Source organism: Sphingobacterium shayense (genome assembly GCF_013179575.1).
GTDB lineage: Bacteria > Bacteroidota > Bacteroidia > Sphingobacteriales > Sphingobacteriaceae > Sphingobacterium > Sphingobacterium shayense.
In genome coordinates this window covers 1-14,117 of sequence record NZ_JABMCQ010000105.1, presented here as the reverse complement: position 1 = coordinate 14,117, position 14,117 = coordinate 1, and the positions used below count along the sequence as shown (strand labels likewise).

13 protein-coding genes are annotated in these 14,117 nt (G+C 38.0%); 3 read left to right on the top strand and 10 right to left on the bottom strand.

What is annotated here, in order from left to right; all coding sequences use genetic code 11:
* Positions 1–179: 179 nt before the first annotated feature.
* On the bottom strand, positions 180–3,002 hold the full coding sequence (locus tag HP439_RS12530) for a TonB-dependent receptor (protein ID WP_172390683.1): 2,823 nt from the start codon (positions 3,000–3,002) through the stop codon (positions 180–182).
* A gap of 124 nt (positions 3,003–3,126) precedes the next feature.
* Positions 3,127–4,353: a hypothetical protein gene (locus tag HP439_RS12525; RefSeq protein ID WP_172390682.1), complete on the bottom strand. Its 1,227-nt coding sequence runs from the start codon at positions 4,351–4,353 to the stop codon at positions 3,127–3,129.
* Between the two features lie 274 nt (positions 4,354–4,627).
* Here HP439_RS12525 and HP439_RS12520 point away from each other — a divergent pair, with 274 nt between their 5' ends.
* The 3 genes from HP439_RS12520 to HP439_RS12510 are packed head-to-tail and all read left to right on the top strand — an operon-like array spanning position 4,628 to position 7,115.
* Complete coding sequence (locus HP439_RS12520) at positions 4,628–5,266, top strand: ABC transporter ATP-binding protein (RefSeq protein ID WP_172390681.1); 639 nt, start codon at positions 4,628–4,630, stop codon at positions 5,264–5,266.
* 6 nt (positions 5,267–5,272) lie between these two features.
* Positions 5,273–6,601: an ABC transporter permease gene (locus tag HP439_RS12515; RefSeq protein WP_172390680.1), complete on the top strand. Its 1,329-nt coding sequence runs from the start codon at positions 5,273–5,275 to the stop codon at positions 6,599–6,601.
* A gap of 31 nt (positions 6,602–6,632) precedes the next feature.
* Positions 6,633–7,115: a hypothetical protein gene (locus tag HP439_RS12510; RefSeq protein ID WP_172390679.1), complete on the top strand. Its 483-nt coding sequence runs from the start codon at positions 6,633–6,635 to the stop codon at positions 7,113–7,115.
* A gap of 12 nt (positions 7,116–7,127) precedes the next feature.
* Here the strand turns inward: HP439_RS12510 and HP439_RS12505 are convergent, their stop codons facing one another.
* The 8 genes from HP439_RS12505 to HP439_RS12470 form a co-directional block, all read right to left on the bottom strand.
* Complete coding sequence (locus HP439_RS12505) at positions 7,128–7,841, bottom strand: 16S rRNA (uracil(1498)-N(3))-methyltransferase (protein WP_172390678.1); 714 nt, start codon at positions 7,839–7,841, stop codon at positions 7,128–7,130.
* A 3-nt stretch (positions 7,842–7,844) separates the two neighbouring features.
* On the bottom strand, positions 7,845–9,161 hold the full coding sequence (locus tag HP439_RS12500) for a hemolysin family protein (RefSeq protein WP_172390677.1): 1,317 nt from the start codon (positions 9,159–9,161) through the stop codon (positions 7,845–7,847).
* 8 nt (positions 9,162–9,169) lie between these two features.
* A complete protein-coding gene (locus HP439_RS12495; protein WP_172390676.1) occupies positions 9,170–9,712 on the bottom strand; it encodes an inorganic diphosphatase in 543 nt (180 codons plus the stop codon).
* On the bottom strand, positions 9,712–10,371 hold the full coding sequence (locus tag HP439_RS12490; protein WP_172390675.1) for a DedA family protein: 660 nt from the start codon (positions 10,369–10,371) through the stop codon (positions 9,712–9,714). Before HP439_RS12490 ends, HP439_RS12495 begins: the two co-directional genes overlap by 1 nt.
* Before the next feature lie 182 nt (positions 10,372–10,553).
* The gene (locus HP439_RS12485) at positions 10,554–10,973 is read right to left on the bottom strand and encodes an HIT family protein (RefSeq protein ID WP_172390674.1); all 420 of its coding nucleotides are present in this window, start codon (positions 10,971–10,973) and stop codon (positions 10,554–10,556) included.
* 320 nt (positions 10,974–11,293) lie between these two features.
* Positions 11,294–11,767 (bottom strand): transcription elongation factor GreA, encoded by a 474-nt coding sequence (greA, locus tag HP439_RS12480; RefSeq protein ID WP_172390673.1) that lies wholly within the window; start codon positions 11,765–11,767, stop codon positions 11,294–11,296.
* 129 nt (positions 11,768–11,896) lie between these two features.
* Positions 11,897–12,601: a response regulator transcription factor gene (locus HP439_RS12475; protein WP_172390672.1), complete on the bottom strand. Its 705-nt coding sequence runs from the start codon at positions 12,599–12,601 to the stop codon at positions 11,897–11,899.
* 8 nt (positions 12,602–12,609) lie between these two features.
* Positions 12,610–14,117: sensor histidine kinase (locus HP439_RS12470; RefSeq protein ID WP_172390671.1), on the bottom strand; the 1,508-nt coding region annotated here is incomplete at its 5' end.

Here is a 14,117-nt window from a genome sequence, read left to right as displayed (position 1 = left end):
TTGCCGCCGACTTCCTTCAGATTCCTCCTCGCAGAGGACACCCTTGTCTTAAGCTAACACTTCCCACTGTAAAGGCGTGTTCGGGACTTACACCCTAGAGTTATTGCCCATGCTGGGCACACAAAAAAGGAATCCTCGCAGTTGCGAGGATTCCTCCAAAATTTAATATAAATTAAATACTAGAAATTATAGCTATACCCGACGCTAAATGTACGACGTGGTTTACGTGATTGATAAATTTGATCTGCTGCACCAAATGCTTCATATACGCTAATGCGTTTGCTGTCTAACATATTATCAACTTTAAACGAGATTGTCCCCCCTTTGAGATCCGCTCCTAGCTTTTTTGCAACATTTAAATTTAAACTGTTAAACGGCTTCGAATAAACATCCGAATTCTTGGAGAAACCAATAATTTCAAGTGTTTTTCCTTGGACGTTGTAAAACGCTCCTATTTCGAATCCGTTGTTTAAATTATTGTAATTTAACCCCGCATTAATAAGATAAGGAGATTGACCTTGTAATTCTCTAGTTTTTGATATTACTTCCCCTTCCCGAGCAAATGACATTCTTGAGTCGTATTCATTTTCACCCATATCGATCTCAGATTTTACGAATGAGGCATTCGCGTTTAAACTTAAGTCTTTTAAACCTTCAGAGATAAATCCAAAATTTTTACGCGCCTCCACTTCAAATCCGAAGACGTTTGCACTAGGAGCATTTCGAGGAGTAATGTTATCTGGAGCTTCATCCGAGTATGCCTGTAGCTCAATAGGGTCTTTAAAATTTTTATAGAATGCACTTATTGCGATCATTTGTGATTGCTCCCCAAATATCTCATAACGAATATCAGCATTATTGATATATGTTGGTTTAAGATCAATGTTACCTAGGAATCTTGTATCTGTCAAGGGATCATAAATTTGAACAACTGATAACTCTTTAAAAGAAGGTCTCGCAGTTGTACGTGAGTATGAAGCTCGCAAATTTTGATTCGTTATCGGCGAATAGATTAAATTAAGTGACGGAAATAAATCAAATTTGTTAATAGTTTTTTGATTATCGTATTTCAATCTATCAATATTTTGGCCGGTGAAAAACGATGTATATTGTTCACCCCGCAAACCAATAATGGTCCGTAATCGTTCAAAGGGTTTAAATTCAGCTGAAGCATACACTGCACCCGTATGTTGCGCAGCATCAAATGTGTTTGCAGCCTCAAACTGACCTTGCATATAAAACCCCGAATTTGTCTCTGCGCTATAGATATTTTCAGAGTTTAAAATTGCGTCTGGATCACCATTAGGTTTTGAAAGATCATTTGCTCTATAGTTTATCGTATAATTATTGATACCATAGTCACGTTGTTTGTAACTATAAAGCCCACCGAACTTCAAAGACGTTTCACGCCCAAACCACTGGGCTTTTTTAGTAAAGTCTATCTTGTTGACAAGATTGACTTCGTCTAGGTCTCTCCAAATACGAACTGGTAAACCAGCGTCAGTACTAATGATATAATTATTATTACCATCTAATACGAATGTTGTTTGGCGGACGTCTTTATCACGAACTTTAGCGAGTGAAGGTGACACCTTCCATTCGGTAATAAAATCAGAATTCTCATTGCTGTGCTTACCACTTAATAAGATATTTGATATAGAACGCTGGCTGTAGTCCAAAATTTGACGGTACGTTTCGTTCGAATTCGCAATACGCGATGTCTGGTTATATATCGCACCACGAGATTCCCCATTTTGGATATGAAGAAGGTTTAAAGTATATTTTGAGCGGCCCGTTTTGTAGTTCAAACCTAACATTCCCGAAAGCAATACATCTTCGCTACCTAAATCACCTACAGAGGTACGGTCAGCGCGTAATTCAGAACTTGGATCATTTTGATTAGGCTTTTGGAATATACCGTTTTGGTATCCTTCATAGAAAGTTGTCGTCTTTTTATAGTTTAACAAACCGATGACCCCTAGCTTATTACCCCATACATCGTATTGGTTGCTGAAATCAAATCCCAAGGAAAGATCTGGTAAACTTGTTCGTCGCGTCGCACCCATTAACGGGTTAAAGGAACGAGTTACAGACTCTAACGTTTCACGGTTTGAACTATTTGTTGGCGAAGGGATATCATATCCAGCATCAATAGGGAGTTTGCGGTTTCCATTATCAAAACCGAGATAATCCGTACCACTTCCGCTGTATCCAACATAATTATCTTTGAAATGCATAGCTGGATTGTATCCAAGAGAGAAAGATACTCCAATTTGCTTTTGTGAAGGAATGTCTTTTGTTACAATGTCTACCACCCCCCCGGTAAAATCGGCGGGTAATTCAGCAGATGCCGTTTTCATGACGACAATGTTTTCCAATACACCTGTTGGAAAAATATCCATCTGTACAGTATTTTTATCTGGGTCCAACCCCGGAATATCAACGCCGTTTAAAATTGATTTTGTATACCTATCACCTAATCCCCTTACGTACAAATATTTGCCATCTTGGACTGAAACACCGGGAACCACACGTACTGCTGTGGCAATATTACTGGCACCAGAACGTTTTATAGCTTGTGAAGACAATCCGTCCATCACAACCCCAGAATTTTTTTGCATGTTAAGAATCGATTGCTCTGTATTTTTCCTAGCTGATACAGATACAACAACTTCCTCAAGTTGATCGGCGGAAGGCGTTAAGATCACGTCAATCGTCGTAGATTTTTCAGGTTCCACTTTTACCTCTGTAATTTGAGTTGATTGGTAACCTATATAGCTAAAAAGGACAGTGTATGTTCCTGGAGTAATATCTAAAGCATAGTCACCTTCAAAGTCGGAACTGATGGCATTGGTGCTACCGACAATAGAAACGCTTACGCCTGCTAACGGCGAATTTGTATCTTGATCTTTAATCACACCTGCAATCCGTCCATTTTGAGCGAAAATAAACACAGGGAAAAGCATAAAGATCAATAGCAATAAAGAATAACGATTGTTCATTAAATGTATTGTTTGTTATGGAGTATTTTTGTGTTTGTACAAAATCCATCTTCCTATTAGAAACCTCTATTTGGAAGATGGATTTTCTACTAAAATGCTTAGAGTATCAGCATTTTGATAATTGTTAAAGAAGGTTTTTGCTTTTAGACAGCGTCCAGTCGAAAACAGTTAAGTTAGCACCTACTGTTTCACTTCCTGAAACTACGGCTGTCACATTGTCAGTAAATTTAGCAACGATAGGGCTTGTCTCGCCTTTAGTCGTAAATAAATCAGAAATAGATTTGCCATCCGGAGACACCACTTCGATATTACTAAATTTGATCTTGTCACCATTTAAAGAAACTACTGATTTTTCATCATTGATATTAACGGTCGATCCATCAGCCGAAATATTAAAAACAAAAACATTTTCTAGAGTGCCCGTCGCGCCATCGCGGAAGTCACCAATTAGCTTGCCTCCGATATTATTCATATTGATCGTCAAGTTTTTGAAGGTAAACGAACCACCTGCATTACCTTCTGGGCCGTCAATCTCAAGAGCGCTTCCAGAATTTGCAGTCTGAATCACGAGCGCATTATCTACAGTACCGCTATACGCTTGGTCGACGTCTAAACCATCATCTTCTTGACCGTAAATCAATATATTTTTAACATTTACAGATCCACCAAAAAATTCGATACCATCATCTTTGTTTGAAAAGATTTCGATATTTTCAATAGTTGTACCACTTCCAACACCTCCTAATGTTAAACCTTGAATTTCCGCATCTTGCTCGAGAGCAATACCACTGAAACGGATTGACAAATATTTTAATGACCCTGAATTATCGGCGGCATCTTCACCTCCATACTCGCCATATGACAAGCCCGCAGGAATACCTTCAATATACCCAACTCCACCTGATGCAGCAACCGAAATAGGTGCATTACCTAATACAATAACTCCACCCCATTGACCAGCATCTTCAACTTCTAAACCTACACTTTCGGTTTCTCCTGGTTGAATCTCGTCATTTACCGATGTAAAAATTATTGGCTTATCGGCAGTACCATTAGCGACCAGTTTAGCGCCACGATCAACTATTAATGCTGATGCGTTTGAAAGCTGTCCGTCTTCTGCTTTGATAATGGTACCTGGTTCAATTGTTAAAGTTGTACCCTCGTCCACAACTACGCGGCCATCGAGTATATATATATTATTCGCTGTCCAGGTTTCGCTTTCAGTGATGATACCTGTCTTAATAATGTCTTCACCCTGAGGAACATCTGGTCCCACCGGATCATCGTCGGAACAACTGGTTACAAAACCTAACGCTGCTACTGTAAATGCGGAAAATAAAATCTTTTTCATTTGAATTTAATCTTAGTTTTTACTGCTACAAAGATTCATGTATAGTATTAATTAAGAGTTAAGTAATCATTATTTTAAAAATACCTTATTATTAACTTAATATTAAGTAATGCATAAAGGCCTATAACAAACCAAAATAAGCTCTTATATCCCACTTAACTTAACTCAAAAAACCAAATCTTTGGTATTTTCGTCGTTAACATCGCTCCGGTAACATCTAAAATTCGTACATATGTATTATTGTTATTAATTTGCGATACTTAAAAACATGATTATGACAGATACGGTACTTTCGTCTATAGAGTTAACCTACAAGTATCCAAAAGGATTACATCTGAATTTCCCAAATATTCACATTGAGAAAGGACAGCATGCACTACTTTTAGGAGATTCGGGCACTGGAAAGACAACGCTATTACATTTGTTAAGTGGATTGCTACAACCATCAACGGGTGATGTTATCTTAATGGGGCAAAACATCGCCGTTCTAAATAGTAGCCGCTTGGATGCATATCGTGCTAAAAATATGGGTTTCATTTTTCAAGAAGCACATCTACTGCGCAACCTTACTGTTGTTGAGAATATAAAACTCGCACAGAGCCTAGCAAAACTCCCAGTTGACGAACACGCAATATTCCAACTATTAGATCAATTGCAAATAAAAGACAAAGCGACGTCCTTCCCCAACCAGCTCAGCCGCGGTCAAAAACAACGCGTTGCAATCGCAAGAGCGCTGATTAACAGACCGAGCCTTCTCTTAGCCGATGAACCTACTGCGTCTCTTGATGATAAAAATACGGAGCTTGTTTTGCATCTACTTTTTAACCTCGCAAAACATTATAGTTCTACCCTGCTCATAGCGACACACGATAAGCGGATCAAAGACCAATTCACGAACACCTATCAACTGTAATCCACCATGAATACGATACAACTTGTTTGGAAAAACATTAGTCAGCAAATCGGCTCAACATTCTTAAGTATACTCTTGACCGCCTTGGGAATAGCTATCCTATGTGTGATATATATTACCGGAGATAGCTTTGAAAAACAGCTTTCAAATAATAGTAAGAATATTGACTTGGTCGTGGGCGCTAAAGGCAGTCCCTTACAATTAATTTTAAGTTCCCTCTACCACGTAGATAATCCCACAGGAAACATCGCATTAAATGAAGCCCGTAAATTGGGAGATAATCCATTTGTCGAGCTTGCGGTTCCAATTTCTTTGGGTGATAATTATAAAGGACATCGTTTGATCGGTACAGAACCTAACTATCTAAAATTATACGAAATTAAATTAAAAGATGGTGTTATTTGGAACAAACCGTTCGAGGCAGTAATCGGAAGTGAAGTTGCTCAAAAACAAGGTTTAAAAATAGGAGACACTTTCCATACTGCACATGGTTTGTCGGCAGACGGACATATCCATGATGAGCACCCTTTTCAAATTGTTGGTGTTTTAGAATCGTCAGGTTCTATTGTTGACAATCTTATCCTTTGTAATTTAGAGAGCGTTTGGGATGTCCACGGCATTAAGCACGAATCAGAGCACAATCATGAACATGAACACACCGACGAGGCCAATCACCAACATCACGAACATGACTCTTCCAATAATAATACTACACAAGATCAAGAGGTGTTAGTGGATGAAAGACCTTCCGTTTTCGTTAAAAGTATCGGCGCGAACATGATAGAGGATCGAGGTGAAGAAGTGACTGCTTTGTTGATTAAATATGCATCTCCAGCGGCGATTGGAATCGTACCCAGATTAGTAAATCAATCAACCGATATGCAAGCAGCATCACCAGCTATCGAAAGTAGTCGACTCTTTTCCCTTTTAGGAGTGGGCTTAGATTCACTAGCGATATTAGCCTATGTAATTATGTTCATCGCCGGTCTAAGCGTATTCATTAGCCTTTATAATGCCCTAAAAGAACGGAAATACGACCTCGCAGTTATGCGTTCAATCGGTGCATCCAAAACTAAACTATTCCTGCTGGTAGTAGTCGAAGGGTTAGTGATAACACTAATTGGTAGTATCTTAGGACTTTTACTTGGTCATATAGCACTTTTTATCGTAAACCAACAAACTAGCGAGAGTGTCGATATAATTAATGTCCTATCAATCAACACAGCCGAATTATTACTAATTTTGGCTGCTTGTATAATAGGAATGCTTGCTGCGCTAATTCCAGCTATTAAGGCTTATAGAACTTCTATTTCGACTATACTAGGAGAAAAATAACATATTTAGAACGACAAATTAAAACGATCAAATGAAAACATACATAACTACTCTATTAATAAGCTTCCTATCATTCGGCTATGTTAATGCACAAGTCACACAGTTCCCAGAGATGAACGTGCCAGACCACACGCCGATGATGAATAGTACATGGGAGGCTATCGATAAGATGATGTATAAAGTTACGAACGAGGGTAATAAGAAAGTTTATACACCAAGTTATCCACCTGTTTTAAAGGCCCTTGAAAACAAGGTTGTCGAATTACCGGGGTATTTAGTACCGTTAAACAGCGGGCGAACGCACACTACTTTTATGCTTTCTGTCCTACCGGTGATGCAATGTATGTTCTGTGGTTCAAACGGTATTCCCCCAATGGTCGAGATTTTTATGAAAAATGATGCGATAAAATTCACAGAAGAACCCATTAAAGTCAAAGGCAAAATGGTATTCAACCCAGAGCCCCTGAAAGGTAACGCAGAGATTCAGATTGTCGATGCTGTGTTAATTAAGTAATACCACGGGACTTTAACGATTTATTATTGAAATTTCTAGACAGCTGGTTAGAGCAGCTGTTTCTGTACGAAGTCGACTGTTTCCCAACGATATCGGGCGATACCCAGCATCAAGACATCGCTGAATTTCTTTTTCTGAGAAATCGCCTTCGGGCCCAATTAAAATCAAATACTTTCCTGCAACCTTCGCACCATCATTTAAATAAAACTTCTCTCCTTCAGCACAATGCGCAATATAATATTCAACCGATGATTTGCAGTCATTATTTAAAAATTGACTAAAAGAAATGGGTGGATTAATTTTAGGCAGGTATGCTTTTAAAGATTGCTTCATTGCCGCAACCGCAACTTTTACTAGACGATCTACTTTGACTTCTTTTCGTTCAGAATGCTCGCAAATAATTGGGGTAATCTCCTGAACTCCGACCTCGGTTGCTTTCTCGATAAACCACTCGATACGGTCAATATTCTTTGTTGGAGCTATCGCAATATGTAAATAATAAGGTGATTTTTGGTAATCTTGCTGAACATCCGAAATATGCAAGGTTGTCCTTTTCGGATGTGCGTCTAAAATTTCAGCCGTATACCACCCCCCTCGCCCGTCGACTAGATACAAAGAGTCTCCGACGGCTAAGCGAAGAACTCGAATTGCATGCTTGCTCTCTTCTTCACTGAGAACAAACTGGTTGTGGTGTATCTCTATCGTTGGTGTATAAAAGAGGTGCATAGACTAATCTTCATCTTGTTCATCAAAAGGTGTCTCTACTAGTTCCAATTTGACAAATTCAATATTTTGTTGTGTCTTCTTTATAATTGTGAAGATATATCCTCCCATTTCCCGAACCTCTCCGACATCAGGAATCTTCTCATAATAATGGCTTACTAATCCAGCAACAGTATCATAGTCCGAGCTTTCAGGAAGCTCAAGTGGCAGATAACTATTTGCATCGTGTACGCTGGCGCCAGCATCAACCATATATTCGACCTCAGATATACGTTCAACCACTGGGGTTTCTTCATCATATTCATCTTGAATTTCTCCCACCAGCTCTTCAACAATATCCTCGAGCGTAACCATTCCAGCCGTCCCTCCAAATTCATCTAAAACGATGGCAATTTGAATTCGCTTTAACTGGAACTCCGTCATCAAATCGTTAATTTTCTTCGACTCAGGTATGAAATACGGTTTACGCATTATATCCTTTAACACGACCTCCTTACCTTTCACAATAATCGGGAGAATGTCTTTGGTATGTACAATTCCTACTATTTGATCTATATTATCATCGTAAATTGGGATACGTGAATAGCCTTCTTCGGTAACCGTGTTAATAAACTCTGCAGCCGTTTCTGTCATATCGATCGCCACGATTCTTGTACGTGGAACCATAATATTTTTGACAATTCGTTCATTAAAATCAAAAACATTCTTGATCAATTCGTGCTCTGCATTGTTCAACGCACCACTTTCCTTCCCTTTTTCTAACAAATACTGCAATTCTTCTGAAGAGTGATTTGATTCACCGCCAGCCACATCGAAACCTAAAAGCCTCAAAAGTAAATTTGCGAACCCATTCAATACCCAAATGATCGGCTTGAATATATAATAAAAAAATTGAAGTGCTGTTGCAATACGCATCGTCGTTGCCACAGGTCTTTGAATGGCAATAGATTTTGGAGCAAGTTCACCAAAAACGATATGCAGAAAGGTTATAATACTAAAAGCAAGTACGTGCCCAAGGTTCTTTGCAACCACACCCGTTAATTCGAGATTAAACAAACCAAAAAACTTGTGAACGATTTCAGTCATCACAGCTTCTCCCACCCAACCTAAGGCAAGAGAAGCTAGTGTAATCCCAAGCTGTGTTGCAGCCAAATATCCATCGAGATGCTCCGTTATATTTTTAGCTATTTTTGCGACTTTGCCACCTGATTTTGCGTGTAGCTCGATTTGCGACGCACGAACTTTAACAATTGCAAATTCGGCAGCGACAAAGAAACCATTGGCCAAAACCAAAAATATAGTCCAAAAAAGGTCTAGAGCCATCGTATAGCTTATTTATTTCTTATTTCTTGATTGTACAATTCAATACTCTCTAAAAGTATCTCTTTCGCACGTGCAGGGCCATGAATACCATCCACAATCACATGTTTCTTTTCGAGCGCTTTATAGCTTTCGAAAAATTGAACAATCTCCTTCATCACATGAGGAGCAAGCTGTTCAATGTCATTAATATAATTATAAATTGGATCATTCTTAGCGACTGCGATGATTTTGTCGTCTTGTTCCCCCCCATCGATCATGTTCATTACACCAATAACTTTGGCTTCAACTAATGTCAAAGGAAGAATATCTACCGAACATATAACCAAAATATCAAGCGGGTCTTTGTCACCACAATATGTTTGTGGAATAAAACCGTAATTCGCGGGATAGACGACAGAAGAACTTAAGACACGGTCTAATAATAGAAGCCCAGTCTCTTTATCTAACTCATATTTCCCTTTAGAACCATTCGTAATTTCGATAATTGCATTAACCGAATTTGGCACATCGCTTCCAGGAGCTATCTGATGCCAAGGATGTTGTTTACTCATTAATTAATATTACTGTTTGTTTTGTTTTTCTTTCTATTTTTTAGCCAACGCTTTAAAAGTGCTATAACAATCGGTAGAAATGCTATTGCAATTAGCGCAACGATAATATACTCCACATAGTTAATTATAGCAGGAAACTCTATCCCAAGAAAATAACCTGTAAGGGTCAATAAACTAACCCACAAAATTGCTCCAAGGATATTATATATAACGAATTTCTTGAAATCCAGTTTCACGACACCCGCAAATATTGGTGCAAATGTACGAATAATAGGAACAAACCGTCCAATAACTAAAGCCGTTCCCCCGTATTTTTGATAAAACTCCTCAGCCATTATTACATACTTACGTTTAAATAGCAGTGAATCCTTTCGTTTAAATAACACTGGCCCCGTTCGATAACCAAACCAATACCCTGCAAAATTCCCTAAAATTCCCGCTCCAAGTATACCAAAGTACATCGTTACGATATCGACGTCTATCTTACCCAACGCGCAAAACAACCCCGCCAAAAACAAAAGGTAATCCCCCGGAAGGAAAAAACCAAAAAACAATCCAGTTTCCGCAAAGACGATTAATACAACAAGGTAAAAACCTCCATGACTTAATAGATACTCGGGATCCATTAATTGCTGAAACGACAGCCAAACATCTTGCATATTTTTTTGTTAATCAATTATGCTCATGAGAGTTTATAAAATCAAAACGAGCAACTATATTGTAATCGTAATAAATCCTCTGACCCTACAAGCGAAATTCTTCCCTCTCAAAATCTTTAATCATGTCAGTCTGTTACCATGACATGTGTAGGTGTTGTATTCGTATTTATAATATTCCTCAATTATACGCCGGTTGCGTTCGTAACTTCCGAAATCGCAAGTCGTATTTTTTCCGCAATAGAGTCCATCTCTTCGGCTGGCAATTGAAGCTTCGGTCTGGAAAAATTCATGTCATCCACATTTTTTATTGGAATTAGATGAATATGTGCATGTGACACCTCAAGCCCAACAACCGCAACGCCCACTTTAGGGCAAGGAAACACCTTCTTTATCCCTTGTGCGACAATCTTCGCAAACACCCACATTCCCATATATTCATCATCATTAATGTCGAAAATATAATCAGTTTCCTTTTTAGGGATCACTAAGACATGACCCCGGGTTAACGGATTAACATCCAAAAATGCTAAATAATCAATACTTTCCGCCACCTTATACGCTGGGATTTCGTTGGATACTATTTTTGAGAAAATTGTTGACATCTTATCTATTATTTAGAAACAGTTTTATTAACTGTCAGAAAAATGGAGTGTCTCTATAGAGAACGCTAGCTTACTATTAATAAAACCATCATTTACTTCTATGGATAACTCAATTCGTCTACAAGTAAATCATACCTACATTCAAATTCTGACATGCAATAATACAAAAATTATCGCGTAGATCCCATACAGAACAACGTTATACCCTCGTTTTGATGTCAAAAAAAAATAAGCGGCTGCATAATAAATTCTGCAGCCGCTTAAAGTACACTAGTAATTATGTGCGGTTATGGCATCACCGCACATAACCTAACTACATTTTAACGAGAAATTTCGACAATCTCAAACTCCAACACCCCCGCTGGAGCCTCAACCTGAGCAATATCTCCAACGGATTTACCTAATAATCCTTGAGCGATTGGAGATTTAACCGAAATCTTACCTGATTTCAAATCAGCCTCTGTCTCGGACACAAGCTGATAAGTCATCACAGCATTATTCTTTCTATTTTTTATCTTAACATACGATAACGCCAAGACCTTCGACGTATCCAATAGCGACTCATCTATTAATCGTGCACTAGCAAGCACCCCTTCCAATTTAGCGATCTTCGCTTCGTGTAAACCTTGCGCCTCTTTTGCGGCGTCATACTCTGCATTTTCAGATAAATCACCTTTATCTCTTGCCTCAGCGATTGCTTTTGCAATATTCGCTCTTCCTTCAGTCTTCAATTGCTGTAGCTCTTGCTTCAGCTTATCTAAACCTTCCTGTGTGTAATACGTTACTTCTGCCATATTATTTTACTTATTTTATTCTTAAAAAAAAATCAAAAAAAAGACAAGACCATACTGCCCCTCTATCGGACAACATGGTCTTGCACGTTGAATGCTAAGTTAACAATCAACTTTCATAAAAGCAAATTTCTAGTCGGATTCTTCCTGATCCGAATCAATAAATTTATAGCCTAACCCCCGTACGGTCTGTAAGTAGTGGGGTTTATCGGGATTTGTCTCTATCTTTTTTCGCAAACGCACAACATGCATATCGAGCGTGCGTGTGTTGACATTCGAACTATAACCCCACACAACCTCCATAAGTTCTTCACGCGTAATTTCCTTACCGACGTTCTGCAAGAAATATAATAAAATTCTATTCTCTAAAATTGTAAGCTCTATTTTTCGTCCGTCCCGTATTAAAGAATGTATATTAGGGTGATGCTCGGTTTGTCCAAACGTATAAACGTCGTTATTTTTCGGTAGGAAATAGCGTACTTTGTTCTCAATCATTGCTACAAGTACGTCCATATTAAACGGCTTTGTAATATAATCGGTAACACCATAGCTATAAGCATCAATCTTATCAACATCTTGTGATTTTGCGGTCATCATAATGATAATATTTTCAAAACCAGTTTTACGGACGGATTCACAAACATCAATTCCCTCCTTACCTGGTAGCATCCAATCTAAGAGTACAACCGCTGGCTTTTGTTCCAAAATCATTGATTCAGCTTCGGTACCGTTCGCAGCTTGGATAACTTTATATCCTTCAGTTAGTAAACGATGTGTCACTAGAAAACGTAAATTTTCATCATCTTCCACGACTGCAATGGTGATATCTTTATTCATAATAAAATCTAATTCTTTTTTGGACCAATCGGGAGCAACAATGTAAATGTCGTTCCTTCATTTAGGACACTCTCTACTTTTATATCTCCTCCCATGAAATCAACAATCTCTTTGCAAAATGCTAATCCCAAGCCTATGCTTCCCTGTTGATTAAATTGATTCTTAACTCTATAAAACTTTTTAAAAATACTACTAAATTCTTTCTTATTTATACCAATTCCTTGATCTTTAAATTTAATAACAAAATTTTTTTTGTTTTGTTGCACATCAATATTCAGAGATTTCCGCTGCGGTTCCGAATATTTATAGGCATTGTCTATCAAATTTTGGAATACACTTAACAATAAAGTGGGGTCAACCACCATATTGTTTTGGACATCTATTTGGTACGAAAAGTTTAAATCAGGATACTTCAATTTTACCGCTGCGAAAATAGGTGCACAGAACTCATCTACTACGATTTCCTCTTTCAAAGGCTTTATCGACTTATTTTCTATCTGTGCAAATGACAGCAATTTATTCATCAAACTGTTCAACTTGTCTGCTTCTTGGTCAAGAATCTTGCCATACATTTGTTGTTCTCCGCTAGACAGGTTTTCCGAACTTTGAATATTGTTCCCCGCGATCTTAATTACACTTACTGGTGTTTTAAATTCATGGGTTAAATTATTAATAAAATCATACTGTAATTGAAAAAGTCTACCGTTGATTGTGACGTTTCTATATATTAAATATGCAATGAGAATTAATATCAAATAAATAACCGAAATCCCTAGACTTACAGGCAGAAAACGTCTATTTATCTCGGTATTAATAAATTTCTCGGAGCTCGTATATTGCAACTTGTAATCGGATAATGATCCCGGTAGCGCGAGCTCAGTGTGGAAAAAATAATTTTCATCAGTTACATTTCCTGACACTATCGGTAAGATCTCTATCTTTTCATACAGATTAGGTACAACGTTTTGAATTTGGACTTTACTCGGATTCAAGAAAAACATAAACATGTCCTGGTCGTATTCCGCAGAAGGGATGTCCTCCGAAGACATCATCTTTTTGTATGTCATTAAATCGGCAAGCCGTGGAATATTCATATACGTGACTTTCCCAGCATTCAACGTATAAAACACTTTATATATATCATCATCTGACATCCTTGTTGAGTCCGTTACGCGTTCTAGAAAACCTACGAATTTTAACACCATACTGTTAAAATCGTCTGCAAACACACGTGTCTCTTCGCTTTGTTTGGGCTGAGCAATAAATCTATTTTGTTCGTTTAGATGAAAAGAAATTACGTTTTTAGGAAAGATGAGAAGTCGATTATAGCGAATTCCAGCTTCTATCGAATCTGAATTTGTAATATTAATATCGTAAAAATAGACCTGCTCAACGAATGGATACTTTCTGATAACTCCTTCCACATACTCTGCGGCCTTTACGGAATCGAGATACCCTTGATAATATGAAATTTCTGGTATCTTGCTATTAAAAAACTCATTAAAAGGTTGAACGG